Source organism: Sporolactobacillus pectinivorans (assembly GCF_002802965.1).
Lineage (GTDB): Bacteria > Bacillota > Bacilli > Bacillales > Sporolactobacillaceae > Sporolactobacillus > Sporolactobacillus pectinivorans.
Genome location: NZ_NXGA01000001.1, coordinates 923,449 through 949,960, shown reverse-complemented (window position 1 = coordinate 949,960; position 26,512 = coordinate 923,449). Strand labels below are relative to the sequence as shown.

The window sequence follows — 26,512 nt, the reverse complement described above, 5'->3', positions numbered from 1 at the left end:
TCAGGCATTGTCGACTTACTTCAGAATTTCTTGCAACGTTTTTTATTACGAAACCTACCTGGTTAATAAATTAATCGGCAGACACAGTCCAGAGAATCAGAACAATTGAACGCATCGATCCAGAAGACTTTTACCATGTTTTAGAAGCGTAACGTCTCAACGATTTAATTAAAAAAAATCTAACGATCACATTAATGAGACCCGCGACAAAACTTCAGGTCTCTTTTTGTATCAAATTATATTGAAAATATGGCTCTGATAAACAACTAGTTAATTGTTTGAACAGCATACAACTAGCAAGCTCTTCGTCTGCGGCTAAGATCATTTTACAGTGATCTATGCTTTCTGGTGGTCATCAAACCATTTTTTCCGGACACGTTCTCATTGCCTTCTTCTCCATTTATCCCAAGAAAGGTGATTTCAGATTTGTTGTTTTTAATATATTCATGCCGTCCAACCCGTGCCCCTTCTATCTCTTAATATTGAGCATAGTTCTTTAAGAGAACAATCAGATCCTGCTTGTCGGCCTCCAGTTTCTGTCCAATATTCGTTTCTCTGACTTTTATCCGTTGCGCTTCTTTTTCAACAACCCTTTTGGTAGAAATGATATCCGTTCCATTTTTTATAGCATCACTTTTGCCCGTAAAGGGCTGATGAGAGGCCAATTCCATTCCATAGGAATTGTACAGGAGCGTATACCCTGCAATGCCCGTTGTTGCCTGATAGGCTTTTGAAAACCCGCCGTCAATGACAATCAGCTTTCCATCCGCCTTAATCGGATTTTCTCCGTTTTTTTCTTTAATCGGTGTGTGGCCGTTAATAATATGGCCATTTTCAGAGTCCAGATGAAATTCAGTCAATAATTTCTTGCAAACATTCACATTATCCCGAAGCTGATAATAGGCGTTTTTTATTTCTTTATGTGTTGAGGAATCTTCAATAAAATAGCGTTCAAAAGTTGTCATTTCCTCTTTTCCGAATAGTGAAGAACATTCACCTGTCCACAAATACCAGATCATATCTGTGTCGCTGTCATAATGAGTGTCGGGATGTCTGTAACTGCTGCGGATACCCTTTTCAAAGAAATCTAGCAAGGTCTTTCCGGAACGGGTGACGCCATGAATCGTCAATGATTTCAAATCACCATTCTCATGAAGAGGCACACAGCCATGAAGCAGCAGATTTCCATTGTAGACGAGATAAAGGCTTCCCTTTTCCATTAAGAAGTCCATATGTTTTTTCAGAATCGGCGATGTCTGAAATGATTGAAGAAGTTTCTCAATCACTTGTTTCTCCTCTTCCATGAGTCGATCCGGCTCATTTTTATCAATGGTCTGGAAACAAGTATGTGATAAATCATAGCTTTTCCCATTAAGAACAATGGTTTGCTTGTTCCCACCAAAATGGACCTTATCCAGAAGCAATCGGTTTTCCATATGGAAATCGGGATTGCGTTTGATTAATTGCGATTCCAATTTAAACTGCATAATAGCGACAGCCTGATGAATCTTTGTAATCTGTAATTTTTCAGTCAGAGATAATTCCTCATTGTCAGAATCCTTTTTGGGATAAAAAGCCGGATTATCTCCATAGAATTTCTCAGAAAAAGTAAACAGAGGCCGTAGATTAATACCATAATAGTCTTCCAGTATATCCAGATTATTGTATCGGGCGCAAATTCTTATGACATTAAGCATGCAGAGCGGTGAACCTGCTACCGCGCCGATCCACGTGACGTCGTGATTTCCCCATTGAATGTCAACTGAGTGGTAATTCATCAGTGTGTTCATAATTTTCGACGGAGAAGGACCACGGTCATAGATGTCGCCCACAATATGGAGATGATCGACAACAAGACGCTGAATAGTGTAAGAAAAACTGGCAATCAGCTCATCTACTTTTCCAAGACTGATCACCGTATTAATGATCGATGTATAGTATTCCTCTTTGTCGCCTGTCGCATAATTATCCCTATATAGCAGTTCCTCAGTGATGTAAGAAAATTTAGGATTCAGTGCCTTTCTGACTTTGGAGCGGGTATACTTTGTAGACGTATAAGAAATCAAATTGATCATTCTATCGATTAATTGAAAATACCATTGGTGCAAATCTTCATCGTTTTCAAAAGCATTCTTTTTTTCCGCAATCACTTCTTCAGGGTAATAGACAATACTGATTAATTCTTCAATAGCTTCATGTGACAGATGATCGCTGGAACACTCCTGCACTTTCCGCCTCACATTGCCCGAACCGCTCCGCAAGACGTGCTGAAACGCCTCGTACTCTCCGTGAATATCGCTTAAAAAATGTTCCGTCCCTTTCGGCAGATTCATGATTGCTTCTAGGTTTATGATTTCAGTTACAATGTTTTCGACGCTGCCATGCTTTTCTTTTAATAATTTATAGTATTTTACTTTCTTGTCCATTTCAGTTCTTCCTTCGCCACAAGTTTAAATGGACCCGTCATATTATATTTAATTTGCGCGGGCCAAGTGTTCTTTCGCGTGAATCAGATCTGTTAACAAATGATTATATGGCGTCGCTATATGAAGCCTGTCACCCATTCTGCTGAACGCGCCATTCAGAAAATCAACTTCTGTTCTGCGCTTACTGTGAAGATCCTGATACATCGACGGATAATGATCGCCGCCCATTTTCGGATCAAAAATAGTCCCAATTGCCTTTAGTATAGCATCCCGGTCAATCATCACACCACTCGAATGAGCCACCGTGACACATTCGTTAACCAACGGCTGCAGCAGTTCAACCGCATTCTCCAAACCGCCAAACTGACCGATATTGCAGGACAGGATCGTGCAATAAGTATTCAGCACACTGTTCAGTGCCGCTTTCTGCCAGATCGAAACGAGGACATTCCGACTGACCTTCGCGTTGAATCCTGCCTGATTCATCGTATCTATTAATGCTTGAAAAAATTGATCAGAGCCCTCCCCAATTTTCTGCAGCTCAATAGATCCCGATCCGGTCAACGTGACTTTCCCAGGTCCGTCCAGCTCGGAAGTCCACAGTGTCACACCGGCATAAATCTGTTCTTTTGATACATATTTCTCCAGTGTTTCAATATTTCCGATTCCATTTGAAAGAATCAGGATGTTTGTCCGTTCATCGATGATCGGCCGAATGCTTTTCATCATCACATCCAGCTGCATGGCCTTAGTAAGAACGAGTATTAAGTCGTAATGCCCATCTGCCCGATCCGGCAAAACTGCAGGAATTCTGCATATTTTTGTTACACCATTGTCATTCACAGTTAAACCACTTCTATTAATTATCGAAACATGGTCCTGCCACTTATCGATCAACGTCACATCCTGGCCCGCCACTTTAAACATATATCCGAACCGGGAGCCCATCGCCCCCGCCCCTGCTATCGCAATTTTCATGCCGAATCCCCTGCCTTTCCCTTAGATTCAACTTTTCATCCCTAAGACCATTCTAGCATCATTTTGTATGCGCTTCCCAAAATATTTATTGTTCAATCATGTTTACGAACGTCTGATATGCGACATACCACAGTCGATATATATTCCTGTCAATCTAAGAACGCCTCAATTAATTGATGATCACTTTAAAGTGAGGTAAAAAACATCTCTCCATTTTTATCTCAATCCCCACAGCAATATATCCGCTTTCACATTATTATTTTTTTCACCATAATAGAATATTTGTCCATAAGCTGAATATCACTCCATAAACGAGTTAAAAAAAGAGAGGCTTGGACGTTTATGGAGAATGCTTGCGGGATGATCACGCGGTCTACAGCAAAAAAATTATTCAGCCGGAGACAGTTTATCTTTTATTCAGCCATAGCATTTCTTTTGTTTGTGGCTGGCCGTCAAGTCCATCATTAGCCAGGGTTCATCTTCATCGCCACTTCACTTTTTCTACACGTACTTCGTCGAGTTTAAATTGTTGCTCTGGTATGCAGCAAAAAGTTACATACCACCATCCGTTTCTGACGTGATAAAAACCGTCAATTCAGCAAACTTACTCATGTACACAGTACCCATTCCTCGGTTCAGGTGCACCGCCATGACAAAACCGATCAAATATATCGTTCCTTGAATCACACGGTTGCACCCGGGCACTATCATTCCGTTTATAAAAACAACTTATCCGAACTTCATCAGCAATAACGACAGCAAAAGGGAGAGATTCCTATGCGCAAGTCCATCCTCGTTCTTTTTTTAGTCGTCATTCTTATTTTAAGCGGCTGCGCCACTCAACCTGTTGAGACAATAGCGCACAAACATTTGGCAAAGCCACAAAAACCTATGCCCAAATTAATAACCGTGAAGCACCCGTGGCAACATGGCCAGTTTCAAAGAGGCATTCAGCTCTATCTGCATCCCGCCGCGTCACAGGACGGGAGCTCTCAGGAAAAACAATCAATCAGCCGGAATTTGAACTATGTCGTCTCTCTCGGAGCAAACGCGATCGGTATCAGTTTCCCAATTTATACAGACGGTGCAACACCCACACATGTGTATGCGGGTCCAGACACGCCCAATCTGCAGCTGATCCAATTTACAGTCAGTGAGGCAAAAAAAAGACAGCTGCGCGTCATGCTTCGGCCGATTATCGATGAAAAAAACATTGTTGCCGAGAATGCCCTTGCCTGGCGAGGTTCTATCGCGCCAATAAACACTCATAACTGGTTCCAGTCCTATCAATCACTGATCGTTCATTACGCAGAACTATCCAAACAATTAACTGTCGACGAACTAGTGATTGGAACAGAACTGTCTTCCCTGCAGACCCGGCAAAAAGAATGGCAGCAGCTCGGTTCTGCAGTCAGGCATACGGGGTACAAAGGGGTTTTAAGTTATGCCGAAAATTGGAATAATTGGGCTTCCATGCCCTTCAGTGCTTTGGCCATTGACGCCTACCCGCACATTCAGCTGAATGACCAGGCCACGGTCCCGCAACTCAGTCAGGCATTGAGCCACTGGTTCGCCCAATGGCCATTGTCCGTCCGCAAAAATCTGACCATCCAGGAAGCCGGAATTCTGGCCCAATCAGGAATGTATGCCCATCCCTGGCTGAATACCGGCAATGGTTCAATCAAGGAGTCCATTCAGGCAAACTGGTTCGCCGCCATGTATGATGCCGCCCAAACCGCACACACTGAGGGAATCTACTATTGGATGCTTGACGCCAGCCATGATCCCTTCCGAAAATCGGAACGGCAGTCGGCAGGAAGCTTCGTTGGGAGGGAAGCGGGAGCGGTGATTAAGAGAAACTTTGAGAGATAATAAAGTTTCCACTGCACTCCACCCAATTCTCATTTCTAAGGGTGAACATTTCTGAAAAACATCAGATCAAGGGACTGGAAATCATGAAAAAAATTGCTCCATCTATTTTAAATGCGGACATCACTCATCTTGCAGATGAGATAAGCTCAGTTGAGCGGGCGGGTGCGGATTATATTCATGTCGATGTCATGGACGGGATTTTTGTTCCAAACATTACATTTGGGCAGGGAGTAGTACAAGCATTACGGGGTATCACATCAGTACCTCTTGATGTTCACTTAATGATCGCGGACCCTGATCGCTATATTCAGTCATTTGCACAAGCGGGCGCTGATATCATCAGCGTCCACGCTGAGGCATGTCCACATCTCCACCGTACGTTGCAGCTCATCCGCGAATCCGGAGCAAAGGCCGGTGTCGTTCTAAACCCGGCTACTCCCTTGTCCGCTTTGAATTATGTCTTAAACAGTCTTGATCTTATTCTGATTATGACTGTAAATCCTGGGTTTGGCGGACAGGTATTCATACAGGAAATGCTTGAAAAAATCCGGGGAACTCACGATTTAATTTCCAGGAAGAATAAGGAGATTGAAATTGAAGTAGACGGAGGGATTAATGTTCAAACAATCAAGCAATGTGCAGATGCAGGTGCCGATGTTTTTGTGGTAGGTTCAGCCATTTTCAAGCAGGATGATCACCAGGAAGCAATAAATGAGCTTCGTGCTAAAATCGATGCCGAATAATTGATCAATGGTGTTATTTACTCCGTGTTATATTGACCGCCTATGGAATAACTGATACTTTTCTTTGCAGAACTATTTTACAAAATATCAAGTATGACAGGTACTATGTGGGACAATTTTCATCAGATAGAAATAAACGTTCCTAATATCCTGCCGTGCCTGATTTTTTGGCTATTTTAAAGTTTCCTTTACTTCTATAGGAGCTTCGTCCTCGTTGATGTCATTCTTGGCTCTTCTCCACATCCCGATTTACTTATTTCTCATCGGTTCACCCTTCGCTTTCGCCAAAGCCTTTGATTCCAGCCAAGCTAATAAATAATTGACCGCAATCGCCAGACCGGCAACGAGAATCGTTCCCCAAATGATTTCGGGGATATTATCCTGACTCAAACCTTGAAAGAGCATCACACCTAATCCGCCAGCATTAATCCAGGAAGCAATGGTTGCAATGCCGATCACTGAAACAGCGGCAATCCTCATTCCACCAATGATTACAGGCAGCGCGATCACGAGTTCTATATCAAAAAGCATCTGCCATCGATCAAGTCCCATTCCTCTTCCTGCTTCCAAAATGGCCGGATCAATGGAATGGAAACCGGCCACGACATTTCTGACCAGAATAAGCAGACTGTAAGCTACGAGTGCAATAATTGCCGGTACCATCCCCAGACCGACAATCGGTATGAGCAAAGCGAATAATGCCAGGCTTGGAATGGTATAGATGACGCTGAGTAAGGGGAGGACAAATGTTGCAGCCCACCGGCTTTTCGACAGCAAAATGCCCAGAGGCAAAGCAATGATGACCGCTATAGCCAGAGACAGAAAAGTTATTTCAACATGCTGCAGAAAAAGGAAGCCGACTTCCTGCCCATTGTTTTCAATATAATTCAGCATTCAGACCCCCACTTAAATTCTTTTTCCCGCATTAAATCTTCTTCAATTCCTGAAACGATATACAGCCCACAGTGACTTTATCTTTACTTTCTACCCTGACATAATCAGCCTGAGTCCGCAGCAATAAAAGCAGTACGTCCTTCAAACTTTCTTCTTCTCCCACGGCCGGTTCCTGATCACCAGCAACCAGATTGTTCACACCAGTGTTCATGACGTCCCTGGCTTTAATAAATGCCATTCTTTGCAGCAGATCCTCTGAATGAACAAGACTTCTGACAAAAGGGTTGGCAGGATTTTGTAAAATAGCCAATGGTTCATCATACTGCTGGATTTCTCCGTGATTCATGATGATGACCTTATCTCCCAGTTTCAAAGCTTCCATAATGTCATGCGTCACAAATAAAATCGTTTTATGAAGCTTCTTCTGTATACGCAGAATTTCATCCTGAAGAATGGAACGATTAATCGCATCGATTGCACCAAAGGGTTCATCCATAAGCAAAATGGAAGGATCCGCAGCCATTGCCCTGGCGATACCTACCCGCTGCTGCTGCCCGCCAGATAATTGTCCAGGGTATCTTTTTCTAAATTCCTCAGGCGACAATTTGACCAAACGCAATAACTCATCAATTCTTTGATTGATTTTCTGCTTATCCCATCCGAGCACTTCCGGCACGGTTGCCACATTCTGCTCAACGGTCATGTGCTGAAAAAGCCCGACCTGCTGAATGACGTAACCCATCTTTCGCCGCAGCAAGGTCGGCGAGGTTTTGGACACGTCTTCGCCATTAATCAAAACTCTACCCGTCGAAGGTTCATAAAGCCGGTTAACCATTTTCAGCAGCGTCGTCTTTCCGCATCCGGATGCACCCAGAATGGTCACAAAACTGCCTTTTTCAATTTTCAAGTTTGTTTCATAAACGGACGGTTCTCTTGCATTTTTAAACGTTTTACTGATTTTCTCAAAAACAATCGCATATGGATCAGCCACGGGGTACCTTCCTTTAAATAATCTTTTCAATCTCTGCAGTTATTTAATGATACCTTCTTTAATCAAAAAATCTTTGGCCACAGTCTGATAGCTCTGCTTCTGTATGTCTACTTTTGCATTAAGTTCCTGCATCACTTTACTGTCCAGTTTCGATGAAACTTCATTGAGCACTTTTACAATCTTTGGATCATGCTTGATCACGCTCTCCCTGATTACCGGACAAACATAATAGGGAGGATAAAAATGCTTGTCGTCCTTCAGCAAAACCAGATTCTTATTTGTTAATTGTCCATCCGTTGTGAAAGCAACTGTTGCGTCCTCCTTGCCCTGAAGCAGAACGTTGTATTTGATTCCATAATCAAAGAGTTGGTTGCTTTTAAAGTTAAATCCTCCGTACGCTTTTTTCAATCCTTTCAGACCATCCGCGCGGTCATTAAATTCCGGAGTCGCGGCAAATCTGATGTTTGGGGCTTCTTTAGCCAGATCGGAAAAGGTATGAATGTTATATTTGTCCGAGATCTTTTTTGTCACTGCCAAACCCTGTGAATCATTCGCTTGAGTCGGTTTCAACCAAATCAAGTTCCACTTCTTTTTATACGCCTTTGCAACATCGTTATAAACGGCATTCGCATTGGTCATTTCCTTTTGTTTCAAGATATCCATCAAACCCGTACCGGTGTATTCCGGATACATATCAATTTGGCCCTTGACCAACGCTTCGTGGGCAATAAGTGTCCCGCCCAAATTCAATTTTCTGTTCACTTTATAACCTGCATTTTCCAATGCATCGGAATACATTTCGCCTAGAATCAGGCTTTCTGTAAAGTTCTTTGATCCAATCGTTACTGTCTCATTTTTTCCTGAAGATCCGTTTGAACTTCCGTTCCCTTTTGAAAAAAGCGAAATACTAAGAATAACGATGATAACAACAACTACAATAGCGCCAAAGCCAAAAATATAAGCATTTTTTGATCGTCCCACACGCGCACCTCCATAGTTTTAAACGTTGCGATATTTAGTAACCCAGCGTTCGATGATGCTGAAACAAAGTTCGGAACAAATCGCCAAAAGGGCCACCGGAACGGCCCCTACAAGCAGTAATGCAAAATTATACAATCCGAGTCCGTTGATAATGAATGTACCCAGCCCGCCGCCTCCAATAAAGGCAGCCAGTGTTGCACTGGAAATGACTTCGACTGCCGCGGTCCGTACGCCCGAAATGATCAGTGGAAGAGCCAGAGGAAGTTCAATCTTCCCCAAAATCCAGCGACGATTCATGCCCATTCCCTCTGCCGACTCAATGACTTGGCGGTCCACACGCTGAATGCCAAGAAACGTGTTAATGAGGATGGGCGGGCAGGATAGAATCGTTAAAGCGACGAGTGCAGGCATAAATCCCGTCCCAAGAACGGGCATGATCAAGACAAGGATTGCGAGACTCGGTATCACTCTCAAACCATTAATCACGCTCATCACAATTGCCGAAAGCCTGGCATATTTTGCGGATATAATGCCTAACGGCACACTGATGCAGAACCCGATGAGAAGGGCCAGACCGCTTAATTCCAGATGAGTGATCAGCGCCTGATCAAACGCCTGACGATTATTCTGGATGTAGTGCAGAGCGCTGAATAGCAAGTTCAATAACGGACAGCCTTCCTTCTCAGTAACGGATTTCCCTAGTCACATGTAAAAGTGTACATGACATAATTTTTTCTGTCCAATCAGGCGCATTCTGTCTACTAAGTTATGAGATATACCAGGTACAACAAAAAAAGACTCCGCCCTTCCTTGGGTAGAAGCCTTTAAACTGGGAATCTGTAACGTTTCCCGGCTCTGAGTTTATTCTCAGAAATCTTCTGTTTTTGCGGTTTAAAAAGTCACTGACTGTTCATCATTTATTGCTCTTTTTATTTGTGCTAATTATTTTATATAGCCGCCAACCGTCACCATAATCTTTATCTAATTTCGCAAACTTTGCTCCGCTCTGATAGAGATGCGGATACTGTTGATTAATCGCATCCAGTCCATACTTTGATGCCTGACCTGTTGAGGGAACGAGCAGATAATTAATATTATATTTCACAGGATCTTTCAGACTGTTTTTAAAATCTCTGTCACTTGTGATCACGATATTTTGCGGGTATCTCGTAGTAAGAATCACTCTATTTGAACTAAAGGAATCCATCAGAAACTTCGCACTCCTGTTTTTTTGAACCCTTCGATCAATATCACGCGCAATTTTTAACGAGATCCGGGACAGTTGTACGGCTTCACTATCCTTGTAATGAATGGCCTGATATTCATCAGGGGCCATTCTTCCATTGTGCATCACAATAAAAGTTGAAATACTGCTGGCAATCAAGCAGAGAATAATCGCAAAATAACCCACAAAACGAATATATTTCCCACTATTTTTTAAACGCTTAAGTTCGTAGGGAAGCCATGCGAAAATGATTGGCAACGGGTAGACAAAAAATCGAAGCCATCCAAAAGAAGCTCCCTTATAAAGCATGTAAATTTGCATCAAAGGTATGGATAGTATAAGTAACAGGAGCACTAAAAAATCCGTCTTAAACAGATCTCTGCGGATAATACGTATCATGATAATGGCAACTAAGGGGACTAAAAAGCACGCGCTTCTTTCCAGAACAAATAACAGTACAGCAGGCAAATGACCAATTATTCCACTAACCGTCGCGCTATTTTTTAATCCCTCTGACTGTGCAAGATTAGAATAACTTGAGTTTAAAAAGTAGAGTGGATTCCCCATTATAGTGAAGTTAAGGAAGATCCATATCAGTCCAGTGTAAATAGCTGGCGTTAATAAGATTAATTCGCTGGCTTCCAACTTTTGATAAGTTTCTTTATATGAAAGTTTAAAGCCTTGTGAAGTCCTTCTGCTTGCTAGTATATTGATTGCAAAACTGAGTGCTAAGAAAAAACCAAATGCAACAGATTCATACCGTGTTAAAAAGCCGAGCGCTAAACAAAATCCGATCATGACCATCGATATTGTTCCCTGATCATCCATGCTTTGAATCAAGCCGATAACACACGCAACAATGAAATAGATGAAGATCATTTCACTCATTCCGTTTGATCCATACAGAAAGATAAAAGGGTTAAAAATGAACAATAGAATGATGACAGTACTGATTACAAGCGAATGTGTCCATCTGATAAAATTTCGTATCAGTATAAAAACTGTAGCCGACGCGAATATAGCTGTAAGTATCACGCTTGCTATCCCTTCATAGGCCAGTTCAGGCAAAAGGGGCTTAAACAGCAGAATCGGCATTATAAGAAGGCTTGGTAGTGGATTCCAAATAAAACCAATGGCAGACAAGCTCCGATCCCGACTAAAAAGGACATAGTACGCATTTGCAACACGACTTAATGAATCATTCGGAATGAAATGATTCCAATGTGCCATCCAGATACCAAATATCAACTCTGCAACTAAGGTCAGAGCGGCTAAAATCCAGGTTGTAAACCGTTCACTTTTTGACATCGTTCATCACCGTATTCTCTTATAGTACTCAAAACTATCCTTCACAACATTCTTCTCGTCTATTGAAAATATCCATTTGTCATTAAGAAAAAATTCTAGGCGACTTCGTCAAAAACGCCTCATACACCACTGGTAAGAGACCGTCTCTGGCCATTATTTCATACAAGAGATAGTTCGATAACGTCTTTCAAAAATTTCCATTTATCTGATCAACAGTTCACTTACATCGGGCGTCCTCGGCAATGCATCTACCTCTTCGCTGGATCAACCACCCGGTAAAGCCGCCAATCATTTCCATATTGTTTCTCCAGTTTCGCAAATGGAGCCCCCCTGCTGAAGAAGTCATGATAGCGTTCGTTTACTGCGTTCAGTGATGCCACACCAACCGGGCGAGGCACAAGAATATAACTGATCTTCCTTCCAACAGGATTATTCAACGCCTTTTTAAAATCGAGATCGCTTGTAATAATCAGCTGATTCGATCGTTTCATATCCAGAATAATTTGAAAAGCATTAAAAGAATCCATTAAAATAGATGCTTTAGGATCGCTCATCAACCGCTGATCCAATTCATTTGCAACATTCATCGATAGCCGATTACTCGCAAAAGTAGTACTTTGCCTATAATGAATGGCCTCGTGTTCTTCAGGGGCCAGTCTGCTGTTATTCATGAAATAGCCGGTCACATAGGCAGCCCCCCCTAAAAAGATGAGTGTCATGCAGCCCCCGATCATGTAAAACTGACGCCCCCTTTCTTTCTGCTTCTGCAGCTCATAGGGCAGCCACGCGAATACAAGCGGCAATGGGTAGGAAAAGAATCTGAGCCAGCCATATGAAGAACCCTTATAAAGCATGATAAGCTGCATGAGTGGAATGGAAAAAACGAACAGCAACAAACAGACAAAATCCACACGTAAAAGTTTTTTTCTCATCAACCGCATAACGATAATGGACGCTAACGGAATAAGAAAGGGGACACTTCTTTCTGCCACAAACAGCAAGGAATTACCCAGATTTCCTATCACAGGAGCAATAAGCGGATTTTTACTCAGCCCTTCAGACTGAGCTAGATTCGAATAATTGGAACGCAAGAAGTACAGGCCGTCACCCATAATGGACCAGTTCAATAGAGCCCAGATCAGTACGGCATAAATAACAGGAAGCAAGGCTATAAGTTCACTCGCTTCCAATTTCTGATAGGTGGCCGTAATTCCATATGTCGGCTGATCGTTTTTCGGGCGCCGTCTCCAAACAATAAGCATCAGGGATGCGGCAAGTGCAAGCCCGAAAAATATTGTCTCATATCGGGTAAAGAAGGCAAGCGCCAAAGAAAATCCGATTAAAATCATTGAAATCGCACTTTTTGAATCCAGCCAGTCGAGGAATGCCGTCACGCAGCAGACCAAAAAGAAGATAAAAATCATTTCACTCATGCCATTTGATCCATAGTAAAAAATAAAAGGATTAAAAGAGAACAGGATCACAAGAGCGGTACTGAAAAGCAGCGGAGTCCCCCTTCTGAGAAAGCTTCTGAACAGGAGCATAGCGGTTCCCGATGCAAACAATGAGGTCAGGATAATTCCAGCGATGCCCTCTGACGCCAATTCAGGAAACCAAGGCTTGGCAAGCAGAATTGGAATCATCAGCAGACTAGGCAAAGGATTCCAGACAAAACCAATCGCCGCTAAGTGCGGTTGACGGCTGAATAGAACATAGTAGGCATTGGCAACTCTGCTGACTGCATCTCCAGGGACAAAATGATTCCAATGCGCCATCCAGATACCAAACAGCAATTCACTGAAAAGCACCAGAATGCCAAGCACCCAAACAGCCAGGCGGTTATTTTTCGACATCGTGTATCACCGTATCCCGCTCTGTAAGTGATTTGACTTCTGGGAGCATGTACTTTTTACTTGTCGAGAATGTCCATTTGTCGTTCAGGAAGAAGTTCCAGACAATGCCGGCCACGATACCGATTATTCCGCTGATCATCGCCGGAAGGTTGATAAAATAATGAAAAAAAGACACTATTGCACCGGAGACGCAAAGCCCTCCTGAAGCAACAATAACATACTTCAGTAAACGGGTTCCCCAGGAAAACCAGCCGCCCGATCCTTCCATCTTCCAGGTAAATGAGTTATTCAGAAGAAAATTTGTGAAGATACTGATTCCGGATGAAAGTAAAAAAGCCACAATGACTGATAAGTTTGACATAAGAAACAGTTTATAGAAGGCAAGATTGACGACAACGCCACTCAAGCCCACAGCGCTGAATAAATAAAACCGCCGATCTTCTTCACTTGCCAGCACTAGCTTGGCAAGATGAATAAGATACCTCAGCTGTTCAACCGCACTCATTTTTGAACTGCCCAGATCCCGCGCATGAAACTGGTAGGGTATTTCCGCGATTCGATCTATATTTGCACGGACAATGATTTCCAAGAGGATTTTCCAGCCAATCGGTTGAAATTCTTTTCCGACAATAGCCTCTTTACGGACAGCGAAGAAACCGCTTGTCGGATCGGTGATCTTTCTCAGCCTCTTAAGAGTCAGTCTAGCTATGATTCTCGCTGTCCATGAAACAAATTTACGATAACTGTTCAATCCTCCATCACTGCCACCCTTGACGAAGCGGGATGGGATGACCATCTGATAGCCCTCTTCAATTTTCTTCACCATTTCCGGGATGCTTTCCGGCGGATGCTGGAGATCGGCATCCATAACAACCAATATTTTTCCATTCGCGTGATGCAGCCCCTCAACAACAGCCTTGGCCAAACCGCGTTCGCTCGTTCGATGAATATAATGAACAAATGGATTGCGTTTGGCCAATTCATTCAGCCGATCTGGTGTATCATCTATGCTGTCATCCATAAACAGGATTTCAAAGGGTCTATTTAAGGGTAAGAGTACTTTCTTCAACCGTTCAGCGATCAGATGGACATTGTCTCCCTCATTAAATGTCGGAATAATGACACTGATATCCATACTTTCACCTTCCTCTTCCTAAACCTGTATTTTTTCACCGGATGATGGAGTGGAGTGGCTTTGCGTATCGAAGCCGTGAACCGTCTTTTCCCAATAGAATGGTTTTCTAATGAGCTGCCAGAGAGCCTTCAGTGAAGCAATGCTCATCATCACCCAGTAGATGGGCGTGAAAAGCGCGTATTTTACTAATCCATAAGAAAGCCAGGTTTCTTTCTTGCGATACAGATCATGAACAACCCAGTAAGTGCCTGCCATATTTGTGTAAATAAACAGAAAGTTCCCGATAATCAGTTGAACGGCTGCAAGATAATAGATTGCTCCGGGAAAGAAATCATGAATCCAGCCCGCGTGTGTCGCATACCAGAGAACGAGCAATGACCAGAAAATCGGATTCAGCATCGGAAGCAAAGGGGACGAGAGAAGCATGAACTGGGCCCCCCAAAAGCCCTTGAATCCAAGTTCTTTGCGCAGCCTCAGAGGATGGCGCATATGAACCAGCCAAGTCTGCATATAACCCTTAATCCACCTGGAACGCTGCCTGATCCAGTTCCGGGAGCGGCTGTTTGCTTCTTCAAGCGTTCGCGAATCCACCACCTTCGTTGTATATTTCTGTTTATACAAGCGAATGCCCAAATCGGCATCTTCGGTGACATTGTACGGATCCCATGCACCCAGCTTTTTCAACACATCTGTTTTAAAATGGTTTGATGTCCCACCTAAAGGTATTGGAACGTTGATTTGCATGACACCGGGAAGCATGAGCTCAAACCAATTACTATATTCCTGTGTAAAAAAGCGTGTTAATAAATTCTGATCACTGTTAAAATAGTTCAGTTTGGCCTGAATGCAGGCTGTACTCTCCGGGCTTTTCTGAAAGGCGAGAAAAACTTTCTTTAACTGATCACGATCGGGCTGATCTTCAGCATCGTAGATGACAATATAATCGCCGCGCGCGCGAATCAAACCATAATTGCAAGCTTTCGGTTTTGTTTTCGGCTGACCATCAGGAACAACAATAGTCTGAAAATAGAGCGGGAGATTCATAGATTGAATGACTTGCTGCGCTTCCACATCATCTTGCTCAATAAGCAGGCGGATATCCAATTTGTTTTTCGGATAATCCAGTTGACTCAAATTAGTCACCAGTTTCGGTATGACATTGCTTTCTTTATACATGGGCACTAAAATCGTGTACATCGGTAAATCTCGTTCATTAATCGCAGCAATCTCTTCGTCCGTGATCCTTAACTGAGCGGTTTCTCTCGTACCGTATAGGATAAGCACAAACTTGGTTATAGACATCCCAAAATAAACCAGCTGGATGATAATATTGATGATAACCAGTGTATAAAACCAATTCCAGAGAAGCGAGGCGGCAATCATAATGCTAAGAATGATCATGCAGACAATCTGAGAGAGCGTAAAAGTCTCGCTTGCTGAGTTTTCCGGCTGCTCATTTTTCAACTTATCAGTACTTTCATTCAAAAATTCTTTCTTGTAAATATCCCCCCACATATCTTCCATTTCCCAAGGGGAAGCTAAAACTTGTGTCACCGGCACATCCAGCTGTTTAGAAAGCGTCGAGAGCTGCTTGCTATTCAGCAGCGTTTCAACCGCGATGACACACCTTTCGACTGACCGGCTAATCACGATTGCATGATACTGACTGGCCAGTCCTTTAGGTATTTTATTTTTTTCAGCGTCATATTTATTGTAAGAAATCAGCCGTCCCACCTGATTCTGCACAGCCAACGCCCCATAAAGCTGGTTCTGAGTGATCAAATTCATGGAAAGCAGGATTTCACCAATATCGCCGCCGATCTTCTCCTGATAGCGCAGAGCTTTCTGCAGCTCTTCTCGCCTCAGATCCCCTGATTGAACTAATTGTTCACCAAGAAGGAGCCTTCGAAATGACTGATCAAGGATCTGCTCTACCTGATCGCGCGTGACATACCCCAGATGCACAAGTGTATCCCCGATTCTTCCCCCGTGTCTGCTTTGATCTTCAAGCGCCTGATTCAATTGTTCGGCGGTGATAGCGCCTCGTATCAGCAAACGTTCTCCGATTCTCAGGCTGCCAAATGCATGGTTTGCCTGTTCACCATGGGTTAGAGCCTCATCCAATGGTTGCGATTGCTCATTATTCCGGAGCAACTTTTCAATTCGAATATACATCTCGGCAATTTTTTCTTTGGACTCTTTAATCCGTTTCTTCGTTCTTTCCCTACTTTGATTTATTTGTTCATTAAGTCGCTGCAGCTCTTTTTCCTTTAACGAAACGTTATAGTCAAATGTGTCCGGTTCGCCTTCATGATTGATACGCTGCAAATAGAATGGATTGATGATTCTCATGATTTGACTCCCAAAATGAAAGTCTTCAACTGTTGTTCAATTTCAACCAAACGTTTTTCATTTTTGATCAGGTTGTTAACCGTTTCCTGCTCGACTCGGCTCAACTTCTCTATTCTGTTTTTGGTTTCCAGAAGCTGCAGATCCAAATCTGCTTCCCTTTTGCTCAAATTAGCGAGTTCAGATCGTTTCTTTCGAAAATGAATCCACTGTTTCAATTTTTTATCCTCCCTTTGAAAACTGAAAAACTTTCACTTCTGAATCACAACACGACTAACGTTTCATACCGAGAAAGAAAAAGACCCTTTCCATGGTAAAAGCCATGAAAAAGGCCGGTTGTGCCAGTAACTCCTCTTGTCCTGGGGCACCCACGTTCAACGGACAAGTATCATCATTTCCTTTTAAACAGAATAAGTAAAAAATATACATTTGTCAATTTTATGAAATCAGCATGACATTTTTGTGGTTAAAATTTAATATAAGAAATAGTTGTCACTATTTGTCTAACCAGCTCAGTCTTTCTTCCTTCGCAAAATTCTGAAAAGATGATCGTAGACTGCCAAGAATGGTAGAAGCTAAGCAAATAGAATCATCACACTGTCAGCACGCTTTGAGGAGAAGCTCTCATTCTCGTAGAATATTTCCTTCCCCCTGTTCTCTCGCGTCCGAAGCCATTTGTTTAGATAACACTCGGATTAACTAAATGCGAGGGTTTCTGATTTTTGCTCAATCGCTGTATCAATTGTTCCAACGTCATTTTTCTAGCATTGTAGAAGGAGTCTTCAGAGACAAAAGCCGAGTGAGGCGTAATAATAGTGTTTTCGAGGGTAAATAAGTCGCTTTTTTCGGTTATTTCATCTTCAATGACATCGACAGCCGCAGCTTTAATTTCGCCTGTTTTTAAAGCTTTCACGAGTGACTTTTCATCGACGACCTTGCCGCGCGCGGTATTAATTAGAAAGGCGCTTTTTTTCATCAGCTTTAATTCTCTCTCTGAAATGAGATGCATGGTTGTATCCATGAGCGGACAATGCAGTGAAAGAATATCTGATTTCGTCAGCAGTTTTTCGAAGGTCTCCGCTTTTTCAGCACCGTATCTCTTCAAAAAAGCCTCCGTTTTAGTCGGCGCGTACGCGAGAACTTTAACCTTTAACGCCCGCAGCATCGGCATCATTGCTTGTGGAATACTGCCGAAAAAATAGAGTCCGACTGTCTTCCCAGCCAGGCGATGGGTTTTATAACCGTATAACGGGTCCCATTTCCCCTGTCGTACGGAGCGGTCAAGAAAAGTAATCTTCCGTGTCAGGTCAATGATCATTCCGATCGTATGCAGAGCCACCTCTTCCGAACAGAAACCGGGACAATTGGTTACACACACACCCTGCTCGGTTGCCGCTGCGACATCCACATTATCTACGCCGATCGCCTGAAGTGCGATAATCTTCAGTTTCGGCAATCGCTCGATGACTTTCCGCGTCATTTGCTGATACTCAACGACAACGCCATCTGCATCCCGGGCATGGTCGACAAAAGGTTTCTGACCATCATCCCTAACTTCAACCAATTCGATATTCTGAATGCCCCATTCAGTGAGCAGCACGCGCTCATAATCCAGGCTGTCGTCGATGTTATAATAGAGGATTCTCTTCTTGACCATAACATCATTCCCTTCCTAATCTCTCTGTACTTGGTTTATGACTTTGTCAATAATAGCAATCCCCTGATCAATCTCTTCTTTCTTCACATTGAGTGGTGTCGCAAACCGCATGCCGTTATCGTGCACACCGCAGGACAGCGTCAGCAACTTATCTTTCAGGCAGCCTTCTCTGACTTTTGACAAAATTTCTCCCCCCGGGGTGCCATCCGGATGTGAAAATTCAATCGCCAGCATTAATCCAAGTCCTCGAACATCGGAAATACAGCTATATTTATTTTGAAGCCCTTTTAATTGATCTTTTAAATACGCGCCCATCTCATTCACGTGATCCAGTAAATGCGACTGTTTGAATTCATCTAAAACCGCCAAAGCAGCTGCCGCACAAATAGGATGGCCGCCAAATGTCGTTCCGTGCATTCCCGGATGCCATTCGGCCATAATCTCCGGCGTGGAAACCACCGCACTCATCGGCAAGCCGCCGGCGATCGCTTTGCCAACCGTAAGAATATCCGGCACAACGTCAAAATGCTCGCTGGCAAACATTTTACCTGTTCGTCCGTAACCGGACTGAATCTCATCCATAATCAATAAAATACCGTGTTGATCACATCGATCCCGAATCTTTTGAACGAAGGCCTTCGCCGGAACAACATAGCCGCCCTCACCCTGAACCGGCTCCATAATGATTGCCGCCACCTGATCCGGAGCAATGAGATAGTCGAAAAGATGATCCAGTTCGTGCAGGCAGAACGCCGTCCGCTGCGCCTCGTCGAATCCTTCCGGGCACAAATCTTTGGAAGGGTACGCGGTAAAATAAACAGAACCAACCAGCGGCTCGTAGTACTTCCGGTATTTGGCATTCGAACCGGTCACCGACATGGCACCGAACGTCCGCCCATGAAAGGAACCCTTAAAAGCAATAATTGCCGGCCTTTGGGTATAGACTTTAGCCAGTTTCAAGGCACCGTCCACCGCTTCGGCACCGCCATTGGAAAAGAACACAGAATTCAGCCGCCCAGGTGTTTCTTCAGCCAGGCGTTTTGCGAATTTCAATGTCGCCGGGTAACTGACTAAATTAAACGAGGCATTGATTAACTGCTTCGCCTGCTCCGTGATAGCTTCGACAATCTTCGGATGACAGTGTCCAAGCGCATTGACCGCAATACCCTGAACAAAATCCAGATACCGATCACCATGGTTATCTGTCAGATAGCATCCTTGGCCGCTTTCCACAATTAAATCCGTCGCTTTCGTCAAAGCCGGACTTAAATAGGGCTGATAATCCTCAAATTTCACGCCTATTCCCCCAATTGATGACGAACGATGCACCTGACGCAAGCCGTCTTATATAAAGGTATTTGGCAACTATGAGAATATGCCACCATTCTGGGGTTGATTCATGAAAATTGGACACGGACTCAACTCTAATTTAGAGACTAAATTTTTCCCTTCAAAAAAGTTTGGTCCGTTTGAATGAGCATTTAGTATAAGCTGAGGCTAAAAATTTTTCGTTTGGAGTGGGAATTTGTTGGACTTAAAATCCAGCCCAAATTTGGATAATTTAAATATAAAATGGAGATATGAGGAGATGAAAAATCATGAACCAATCTGTATTGAAGTGAGTAAAAAAAGCATTGATGAATGGATTTCAATACCGTAATTGATCAGATCATCAAAAATGAGCGCATCACTCGTTAGGCCATAAGCCCGAATCATGGTGGGTTGCTTGTCGTTGGAAGTCATGATGAAACCGGTTTCATCAGAAGATATCGACACAACTGGAAGATCATTATTCCAAAGATGGCCATATTGAAAGGCCATATCACCGCCCAGGGAAATGATTCCCGCAACGATCCTGAAACGCCAGCTGAATTTATTGTAGAAACTGAACCTCGCCACTTACCTTTGTTTTTTAAGGTTGTTAGTTTTATAAGTAAGATAAAAAAGCCCAATGGCGATCCAGTTGATACCCGTTAATTTGACATGACTGTCCATATTGAGCAAAGGGGCGAAGATATTATATAACCAACGCGTTTTAAGACACATATGATCTTAAAACGCGTTGGTTCCAAAAATTGATTTACTTTCTGGATATTCCGTCTGATTTAAAAAAGCGGCGTAGGAGCCAATTGCAAAATTTGAAACTTCCCCCGTTTCATAACTGTCATATCCATAAAGTTTCCCATAGGTGCGCATAACATCTAAGTCTTCCAAAACAACACCCAGTGTGGGAATGATTTTCTCTATCCAGATAAAACAATACAGGTATTCCGCAATTTTCAAATAATAGCATCGATCTGTATCAGATAGCCCTTTCGCACTTCCTTCAATACAATGCCAGCAGTAAAAGTCCCGGTTGAGATAGATGTGTTCGTAGCTTCCAGAAGCACTGTAAGAAAACAAGATCCGTTTCCCGATTAGATCACTGGTCTCCATATGCCTTTTCGTGGCTGGAGAAAAAGGTGCATTGATTTTCGCATGTCGGATTTCCAGGTTGACTGCTGTTAAAGGCAAATTGTACTTTGCACGGTCGATTAATGGAATGCTCATTTTCTCCGCTGTCGGCAAAACAGCAGTAATGATCGTTGCAATGCTATCAACTGTATCCAATATTACAGACACTGATTTCGTGCTTCCGTGCGAAACGACTAAATCCAGAAAATAGATATGCTCACGAGGAGAATAGGCACGATAGCCACAGACGACACTGAACGGTGCATGCTTATCTACAGAACCGGATTCAGTATACCTGAGTGCTTCCGGACCCAAAAAATCCAAATCTACAACATTACCATTTTCCTCAAAAAGGCAAAATTTTTTATGAGCAAGGTAGTTAACGGTTGAAATGATATTGTCACTCATACCCATTGGTACTTCACCTTCACTGATAAATCTGTTCTTGTGTCCTTCTCTTCCCATAATTATGTCCCTCCAGATCGATGATTTACTAAAGTCAATCACGCACTCAGGAGGAATCTATCAGGAATCCTTGCCAAGTGCCTCTTTAGTCGGGAACCAGCACCAACAATTTTGAAAAATCTTAATCACACGCAGCTTTATATTCCTTAATCGTTTTCACCAGCATGGGCAGATTTTCATGCAGCTTTAAAATAGCACTTCCAACGAATACACCATTTGCCCCGGATTCTTTAACCATTAGTATATCTTCAGGAGTGCGAATACCAACCCCGCAATATATAGGGCGATCAATACCTTGATCCCTCAAAAAATCAATACAATTTTTCAGCAACGGGAATCTCTGATTGATGATTCCCTGAGTTGGCTTCGCCTGTAAATAGACGAAGCCATTAGAATTTTTTGCCTGCTCTACTTCCTCATCTAACAATTGATATTGAACATAGCAACTGACTCTCAGGTTATTTCGAATGAGTTCGGATTTTATTTTATCTTCCTTTATACCTACCAAAATAATATCGGCAAAACCATTTTTTAAACAGAAACGTATAAACTTATCCGATCCTATCTCCAAAATAGTATTTTCATAAACCATCAATATAAATTTTGTCTGAGGAAGCCCGTTCTTAATCTCTATCATTTCCCGCATATAAGCATCGTAATCATCACAGTTCTCCAATGCTATTTTCATTCGGTCGGCAATAAATTCATTTTCTAGAAATGGATCATGGCTTGGAAAATCAATTTCAATCACATCACATCCGGCATTAACATAATTCTCCGCCATCATTTTACTTGCATTAAGGGTGGGATATCCATTTGACAAATAACAGATCAGTTTCATAGATTTTCCCCTCCGTAATAGCATTCCATGAACAAATCGGCAAAACCCGATACCTCAGGAATAATCGGATTCGTTTTTGTGCATCCGTCTTTCTTTGCAATCTCCGCCATTCTGTTCAAATTATTCTTAAAATCCGCTTCGTCCGGAATGACTTCTTTTAAAATTTTCTGTATGCCCAAGCGTTCATTCAGATGATCGACGAGTTCAGCCAGATTTTCATTGCCCAGTTTTTTGCCCAGCTCCTTATAAATTTTATTCGCATAGGGCACCTGGCTGTTGTACCTGATAATGTACGGCAGTATAATCGCATCAGCCAGACCGTGGCTCACATGATAAAATCCTCCAATTGTATGAGCCATAGAGTGGACAATGCCTAATGAAACATTCGTAAAAGCCAGACCGGCCATCATGGAGGCCATCATCATATGGTCCCGTGCATCGAGATTTTTCCCATTTGCATAGGCTTCAGGCAAGTAGACAGCAATATCACATGCAGCTTTTGTCGCCAGCATATCAGAAAGATAATTTGCTCTGTTGGAAACTAAGGATTCAATGGAGTGTGTCAGCGCATCCATGCCCGTTTCAGCGGTAATATGCGGCGGCATCGAAAGCGCCACTGCAGGATCGCAGATGGCTATGTCAGGCATCATTTCCATATTTCCCAATCCATGTTTCAGATCCTTCTCATCATCACTGATGACAATTGATCTTGAAACTTCACTAGCCGACCCGCTCGTTGTCGGAATGCAAAGGTATCTGGCTTTTTTCCGTAATTTAGGAAATGACTTTGCATTTAACAGCGCTTCAAGTGTCGTCATTTCAGGATGCTCATAATAGATCCACATGGCCTTGGCCGCATCCATCACAGATCCTCCGCCCAGTCCGACAATCAGATCCGGTTTGAATTGTTTTATTTTTTCCACGCCTTCCCACACGATTGAAAATTGCGGATCTGATTTAACTCCTTTAAATAGAGCAACCTCAGCACCATTGTCCCGGAAAAGATTCTCCACCTTATTCAGGACCCCATTACGCTCCATGCTGGAACCACCTATGACGATAAACACCCGTTTCTCAGGTATTTTGTGTATATACTCGAGGCTGCCTGCCCCGAACATCAATTCATTACCCGCCAGTTTCATTGGTCGCATCATTTTTTATTTCTCCCCTCCTGAATGTAGATACCCTGTAAGGCGACCCGGCATAATAGATCTTCTGCTTCTACTCTTTCATTGCTCTGAAGCTTCTCATTCAGATTTTCCGATACAGTGGCAACGGTTAATACGCAACTCTTGATACCCATCAAATTACCTAATGTGAGAATGCATGAAGATTCCATATCCACACCTAACGCGTGATAACTCTTCAATTTTTCAAAATTAGTCATTATATCAAAATCGAGTTCTTTAGAAAGCCTGGATTCATGCATTTTTGAATAGAACCCATCCATTGAGCAGGTAATCCCGTTATGATAGCTTGCTTTAAAAAATGTCACTGCTTCATTCATGCAATTCACCAAAGCAAAATCGGCGACAGCCGGATAAGACCGTTCAACGTATGTACTGCTTGTACTCTCTCCCCTCATACAAGCCGAGGGAATGATGAAATCTCCAAGCATGTCGCTGTTCAGAGTCATCATGGTTCCCATACGCACGGCAACCTTCATACCCGCCTGATAGAGTTCTTCCATGGCTATGGCTGCTGATGGTGCTCCAATACCAGTAGATGTAACTGTTATCGGAACCCCCTGATAAGAACCTGTGTATGTGTTAAACTCCCTGAAAAACCCCACTTTTTTGGGTTTACTTAAATATTTCTTTAATACTTCTACCCTCCAGGGATCTCCCGATAAAATAACATTTGGCGCGATGCTCCCTTTCGAGAGTTTCATATATAACGTTTCCATAAATTAATCCTCCTCCCTATAAAGAATGACCGTATTTTTCATAACGCATGATCAGTTTGCCGCCGTCCGGTAGATTGGTACAGCATCCTTCAGATTCCAGTACAAAAGAAGCCAGCGTTGCACCAAGTTCTGCACATTCATTGACCCTTTTATTTTCTAAATAGCCATAGATAAAGCCCGACAAATAGGCATCTCCAGACCCTGTCGTGTCAATAATCTTTTTACATTGATAAGCAGAAACAAGACCTTTAGTCAATGTTTCGCCTTCTTTTGTATACCAGACACTTCCGTCTTTGCCGCAGGTTGTAACAATGATATTCGCATGTCCTTCTTTAAAAAATCCGGTGATATCCATTTTAAAAATTTCTTCGATTGCTTTTCTTTCTGCTTCGTTAGAGAAAATGATGGTTGAATAGCATAGCAAGTCCCACAAAAATTCCTTGGGAAACGCATCAAAGTCCAATTTCATACTAAAAACTAAAGGAATTCGGTATTTCTTGCATTTTTCAAAGAAGGCCAAATTATCATCATAGGGACCCACCGTGATAACAGCTAGTCTGGTGCCTGCAAAAAGACTGTCGTTTGGATCCCTGCAGTATTTTTTGTCCATAGCTCCCGGATAGAATAGCGTCATATGGTTTCCTTCTTTGTCTTCCACTAAATAGGAACAGGATGTGTATTCGTTATCAATTTTTGTCAGACCATTTAAGGGCACATGATGATCAATAAGAAAATCCTTAAAACCGATTTCCTCGTAGTCTTCTCCCACGCGGATGATAGGTAAAGCATTCTTACCCAGTTTGCATAACGCAACCGATATATTAATTGAGCATCCACCATAATTAATTTTTGAGTTATCTTTATTACTAATTATTGAAGTAAAGCCTACTTTTGCCGGACTTTGGATTTTTAAAATCCTGTCCATACTGACATAACCTGTTGTCAAGACATCATAACCCATTACAAATCACCTTTTTCCAGCCTGTCGAAGAACTCCTTCATCGATATAACTTCCCCGAAATATTTTTCAATATCGGTTAGATGGACTTCATTTACGATGTCTGAATTTGTAGCCACACATTCACGGATAACAACTGGCTTGTAGTCTAAATAATAAGCATCGGTTACTGTCGCCCGTATACAGCAATTTGTTTTTGTTCCAACAATCACTGTGTTTACAATATTGTTTTCCCTCAGTACAAGATCCAAATCTGTTCCAAAAAAACCACTATAACGCCTTTTTTTGATCACATAATCCTTTTTTTCGTCGACTTCCAGCAGCGGATCAATCTTTTCACCTCCGCTCCCTTCAATACAATTGGGGCGCATATCAACTAGATTTTTATCGAATTTTCCTTTTCTATAGCAGTGCTGCAAAAAAATAATCAGCATATCTTTATTCCTGCAATGATCGATTACTTGTTTGATTTTCGGTAAAATGAGTTTGTTTTGCGGATAGTAAACCAGCCCCCTGGGATTGGTAAAATCATATACCATGTCGACGACAATTAAAGCCGAATTATTCAAGTTTATATCCCCTCATTTTATTGTTTTTGTATCGATAAATAGAGACAACTGCAAGAACCACGGTCATCAAAATATAAGGTACGATATTGAACAGACCGGAAGCTGACCCTGCATATGTGCTCAGGTCAACCGACAAGGCCCATGCCAGACCAAATACAAGGGCAAACAACGATGATGTCACTGGTTTTCCTTGTCCGCAATAGATAGCAGCAATCGCTATGAAGCCTCTTCCAGCTGTCATATTGTTTGTAAATAGCATTAAGTTTTCCATTGAAAGATTGACACCGGCCAGAGCCGAAAAGAGTGCGCCAATCAACACCGCCATGTATTTATAGAAATCTGTATTGATTCCGACACTCTTAGCTGCATCTTCATCCTCACCAACAGTCCTCACATAGATGCCCAATTTCGTTCGGTACATGAGCAGCCATGCGACGAAGATTAAAAGAAAGGAGATATAAGTAATCACGGTATGCCCGCTGATGATTTTCCCGATAAACGGCATGTTGTCGATCAAAGGAATGTTCACTTTGAAAATGGATACATTGATGGTTTTCACATAGATATTGGAACTATTCATAAGCCGCAGAACAAAGGCCGCAATACCCGAAACCATCATGTTAATGCCTAGACCGATGACAATCACATTTCCTTTACAAGTGATACCTAGAAAGGAAAATAATAGACCCAGGAGCAAACCCGAAATCAGTGCGCCAATTATAGCAAGCGGTATATTCCCGGTGAAATAAACGATGAACATAGAGAAGAAAGCGCCCGACAGCATCATGCCTTCCAAAGCAATATTAAGTACGTTTGCCTTATAAGCAAAATTTCCGCCAATGACGCACAATATGATGGGCGTACTGTACAGGATCGTATCAAAAAGAATGGTGCTTATCATCCGTGA

Annotated in this window: 24 protein-coding genes; 2 read left to right on the top strand and 22 right to left on the bottom strand. The window is 42.5% G+C overall.

Features of this window, described 5'->3' with window-relative positions:
* Positions 1–476: 476 nt before the first annotated feature.
* The 3 genes from COP04_RS04715 to COP04_RS20425 form a co-directional block, all read right to left on the bottom strand.
* Positions 477–2,426: a fructose-1,6-bisphosphatase gene (locus COP04_RS04715; RefSeq protein ID WP_100486930.1), complete on the bottom strand. Its 1,950-nt coding sequence runs from the start codon at positions 2,424–2,426 to the stop codon at positions 477–479.
* Between the two features lie 48 nt (positions 2,427–2,474).
* Positions 2,475–3,404 carry an oxidoreductase gene (locus COP04_RS04710; protein ID WP_100486929.1) on the bottom strand — a complete coding sequence of 310 codons (930 nt, stop codon included), beginning with the start codon at positions 3,402–3,404 and terminating at the stop codon, positions 2,475–2,477.
* Between the two features lie 552 nt (positions 3,405–3,956).
* Positions 3,957–4,091, bottom strand: a complete 135-nt coding sequence (locus COP04_RS20425; protein ID WP_275656855.1) for a hypothetical protein — start codon at positions 4,089–4,091, stop codon at positions 3,957–3,959.
* A 90-nt stretch (positions 4,092–4,181) separates the two neighbouring features.
* Between COP04_RS20425 and COP04_RS04705 the strand changes: the two genes are divergently transcribed.
* Positions 4,182–5,276, top strand: coding sequence for a glycoside hydrolase family 113 (locus COP04_RS04705; protein WP_100486928.1), 1,095 nt, complete (start codon positions 4,182–4,184; stop codon positions 5,274–5,276).
* Positions 5,277–5,359: 83 nt separating this feature from the next.
* Positions 5,360–6,019, top strand: a complete 660-nt coding sequence (gene rpe / locus COP04_RS04700; protein WP_100486927.1) for a ribulose-phosphate 3-epimerase — start codon at positions 5,360–5,362, stop codon at positions 6,017–6,019.
* 249 nt (positions 6,020–6,268) lie between these two features.
* Here the strand turns inward: rpe and COP04_RS04695 are convergent, their stop codons facing one another.
* From COP04_RS04695 to COP04_RS04605, 19 genes are all read right to left on the bottom strand, one after another.
* Entirely contained in the window at positions 6,269–6,913 is a 645-nt protein-coding gene (locus tag COP04_RS04695) for an ABC transporter permease (protein WP_100486926.1), read from the bottom strand.
* A gap of 31 nt (positions 6,914–6,944) precedes the next feature.
* Entirely contained in the window at positions 6,945–7,904 is a 960-nt protein-coding gene (locus COP04_RS04690) for an ABC transporter ATP-binding protein (RefSeq protein ID WP_100486925.1), read from the bottom strand.
* 39 nt (positions 7,905–7,943) lie between these two features.
* The gene (locus COP04_RS04685) at positions 7,944–8,885 is read right to left on the bottom strand and encodes an ABC transporter substrate-binding protein (RefSeq protein WP_239984764.1); all 942 of its coding nucleotides are present in this window, start codon (positions 8,883–8,885) and stop codon (positions 7,944–7,946) included.
* An 18-nt stretch (positions 8,886–8,903) separates the two neighbouring features.
* Positions 8,904–9,548, bottom strand: a complete 645-nt coding sequence (locus tag COP04_RS04680; protein WP_100486924.1) for an ABC transporter permease — start codon at positions 9,546–9,548, stop codon at positions 8,904–8,906.
* A gap of 250 nt (positions 9,549–9,798) precedes the next feature.
* Positions 9,799–11,418: a hypothetical protein gene (locus COP04_RS04675; RefSeq protein WP_100486923.1), complete on the bottom strand. Its 1,620-nt coding sequence runs from the start codon at positions 11,416–11,418 to the stop codon at positions 9,799–9,801.
* A 248-nt stretch (positions 11,419–11,666) separates the two neighbouring features.
* Entirely contained in the window at positions 11,667–13,271 is a 1,605-nt protein-coding gene (locus tag COP04_RS04670) for a glycosyltransferase family 39 protein (protein WP_100486922.1), read from the bottom strand.
* Positions 13,258–14,406, bottom strand: a complete 1,149-nt coding sequence (locus tag COP04_RS04665) for a glycosyltransferase (protein ID WP_100486921.1) — start codon at positions 14,404–14,406, stop codon at positions 13,258–13,260. The genes COP04_RS04670 and COP04_RS04665 overlap by 14 nt, the downstream gene beginning before the upstream one ends.
* An 18-nt stretch (positions 14,407–14,424) precedes the next feature.
* The gene (locus COP04_RS04660; protein ID WP_239984763.1) at positions 14,425–16,758 is read right to left on the bottom strand and encodes a cyclic di-GMP-binding domain-containing protein, MshE-related; all 2,334 of its coding nucleotides are present in this window, start codon (positions 16,756–16,758) and stop codon (positions 14,425–14,427) included.
* A complete protein-coding gene (locus COP04_RS04655) occupies positions 16,755–16,973 on the bottom strand; it encodes a hypothetical protein (protein WP_100486920.1) in 219 nt (72 codons plus the stop codon). The genes COP04_RS04660 and COP04_RS04655 overlap by 4 nt, the downstream gene beginning before the upstream one ends.
* Before the next feature lie 461 nt (positions 16,974–17,434).
* The gene (locus COP04_RS04650; protein ID WP_100486919.1) at positions 17,435–18,412 is read right to left on the bottom strand and encodes a C-terminal binding protein; all 978 of its coding nucleotides are present in this window, start codon (positions 18,410–18,412) and stop codon (positions 17,435–17,437) included.
* A gap of 15 nt (positions 18,413–18,427) precedes the next feature.
* Positions 18,428–19,708 carry an aspartate aminotransferase family protein gene (locus tag COP04_RS04645; RefSeq protein ID WP_100486918.1) on the bottom strand — a complete coding sequence of 427 codons (1,281 nt, stop codon included), beginning with the start codon at positions 19,706–19,708 and terminating at the stop codon, positions 18,428–18,430.
* 300 nt (positions 19,709–20,008) lie between these two features.
* On the bottom strand, positions 20,009–20,311 hold the full coding sequence (locus COP04_RS19875; protein WP_100486917.1) for a hypothetical protein: 303 nt from the start codon (positions 20,309–20,311) through the stop codon (positions 20,009–20,011).
* A 153-nt stretch (positions 20,312–20,464) separates the two neighbouring features.
* Positions 20,465–21,331, bottom strand: a complete 867-nt coding sequence (locus COP04_RS04635) for a MoaF C-terminal domain-containing protein (RefSeq protein WP_100486916.1) — start codon at positions 21,329–21,331, stop codon at positions 20,465–20,467.
* Between the two features lie 121 nt (positions 21,332–21,452).
* Positions 21,453–22,172 (bottom strand): tryptophan synthase subunit alpha, encoded by a 720-nt coding sequence (locus COP04_RS04630; protein WP_100486915.1) that lies wholly within the window; start codon positions 22,170–22,172, stop codon positions 21,453–21,455.
* The gene (locus tag COP04_RS04625; protein ID WP_100486914.1) at positions 22,169–23,326 is read right to left on the bottom strand and encodes an iron-containing alcohol dehydrogenase; all 1,158 of its coding nucleotides are present in this window, start codon (positions 23,324–23,326) and stop codon (positions 22,169–22,171) included. Before COP04_RS04625 ends, COP04_RS04630 begins: the two co-directional genes overlap by 4 nt.
* Positions 23,323–24,078, bottom strand: a complete 756-nt coding sequence (locus tag COP04_RS04620) for a nucleoside phosphorylase (RefSeq protein WP_100486913.1) — start codon at positions 24,076–24,078, stop codon at positions 23,323–23,325. Before COP04_RS04620 ends, COP04_RS04625 begins: the two co-directional genes overlap by 4 nt.
* A 16-nt stretch (positions 24,079–24,094) precedes the next feature.
* A complete protein-coding gene (locus COP04_RS04615) occupies positions 24,095–25,039 on the bottom strand; it encodes a carbohydrate kinase family protein (RefSeq protein ID WP_100486912.1) in 945 nt (314 codons plus the stop codon).
* The gene (locus COP04_RS04610) at positions 25,039–25,605 is read right to left on the bottom strand and encodes a cysteine hydrolase family protein (RefSeq protein ID WP_100486911.1); all 567 of its coding nucleotides are present in this window, start codon (positions 25,603–25,605) and stop codon (positions 25,039–25,041) included. The genes COP04_RS04615 and COP04_RS04610 overlap by 1 nt, the downstream gene beginning before the upstream one ends.
* Complete coding sequence (locus COP04_RS04605) at positions 25,598–26,506, bottom strand: ABC transporter permease (protein WP_100486910.1); 909 nt, start codon at positions 26,504–26,506, stop codon at positions 25,598–25,600. Before COP04_RS04605 ends, COP04_RS04610 begins: the two co-directional genes overlap by 8 nt.
* Between the last annotated feature and the right edge of the window lie 6 nt (positions 26,507–26,512).